The organism is Rhodopseudomonas sp. B29 (assembly GCF_000333455.1).
GTDB lineage: Bacteria > Pseudomonadota > Alphaproteobacteria > Rhizobiales > Xanthobacteraceae > Rhodopseudomonas.
This window is the reverse complement of the sequence record NZ_BADD01000662.1, coordinates 1-1,512: the sequence shown is the minus strand read 5'-3', so window position 1 is coordinate 1,512 and position 1,512 is coordinate 1. Positions and strand designations below refer to the sequence as shown.

Here is a 1,512-nt window from a genome sequence, read left to right as displayed (position 1 = left end):
GGGATTGCCCCTTCCCACCGACCTGCAGGAGGCCGTACAGGCTTCGCATCCGGACCTCGAAACGGTGATCGTGGCGATGACCGATCGCGCTAAGACTTACGATTACCCTGCTTCGGTCGTCTTCCAGATCAGGGAGGACGTAATCGAGGACTACGAGCGGGCGGCGGATGTGCTGAATGCCGGTCAGTTCGACGCGGTTTGTCTGCAGCACGAATTCGGCATCTTCGGCGGGGAGGCGGGAGAACATCTTCTCCTCGTGCTGTCGCGCCTCACCATGCCGGTTGTGACGACGTTTCACACCGTGCTCGCCGAGCCGACCGCGGCGCAGCGCCGAGTCATGGAACGGATCGTCGAGGCATCGGCCCGGGTCATCGTGATGACTAACAAGGGTCGCGAGCTGATGCGCTCCGTATATCGGGTCGCCGACGACAAGATCGAGGTCATCGCGCACGGCATTCCGGACGTCGCCTTCGCGTCGCCCGATGCGGCGAAGGCCAAATGTGGTTTCAGCGAACGATCGGTCGTGCTGACTTTCGGCTTGCTGTCACCCAACAAGGGCATTGAAGTCGTCATCGATGCGATGCCGTCGATCGTGAAGCGCTGCCCTGACGCGGTTTATGTCGTGCTCGGCGCGACGCATCCCAATCTGGTCCGCGATCAGGGCGAAGCCTATCGCGAAAGCCTGCTGGCACGCGTGCGCACGCTTAATATCGAAGATCATGTCGTTTTCTCCGATCAGTTCGTCGATCTGGCCACGTTGATCCAGTTCATTTCGATGTGCGACGTCTACGTCACGCCCTATCTGGACGAAGCGCAGATGACGTCGGGGACGCTCGCCTACAGCTTCGGGCTCGGCAAGCCGGTGGTCTCCACGCCGTATTGGCACGCCAGCGAACTCTTGGCCGACGACCGCGGCATCTTGGTTCCGTTCGGCGACGTCGCCGCGATCGGTCGCGAGATCGCCGAATTGCTCACCGACGACGCTCGTCGTCTGGCGATCGGTCGGCGTGCTTATGAGGTCAGCCGGTCGATGACTTGGAAGCGCACCGCCGGCGTCTACACGGCTGCCTTCGACGATGCACGGCAGGGCCACTGGCTCAGGGCCGTTCCGCAGCCCGTCAAGATCGCCGAATGGCGCGGCTCGGCGGCGCCGGCCATGCCGCTCGGCCACTTTCTGTCGATGTGCGACGATACCGGGTTGTTTCAACACGCCGTGTATTCGGTGCCCGATCGGCTGCACGGCTACTGCGTCGACGACAATGCGCGCGCGCTGCTGTTGGCCTGCGCGCTCAACAATCCGGGCGAACAGCCGCTACCGGATGTGATGACCGCCCGCTTCGCGGCGTTCATTCAACATGCCTGGAATCCGGACAACGGCCGCTTTCGCAACTTCATGGGCTTCAATCGAAGCTGGTTGGAAGCCAGTGGCTCCGAGGACAGCCACGGCCGCACGCTGTGGGCGCTCGGCGAGGCCCGTCGCAACGATAGCAGTGCGTCGCGTCGCCGCTGGGC

1 protein-coding gene is annotated in these 1,512 nt (G+C 63.2%); it reads left to right on the top strand.

Features of this window, described 5'->3' with window-relative positions:
- Positions 1–4: 4 nt before the first annotated feature.
- Positions 5–1,512 (top strand): glycosyltransferase family 4 protein (locus I5M_RS23795; protein WP_051048826.1); only part of this gene is annotated, 1,508 nt, incomplete at its 3' end.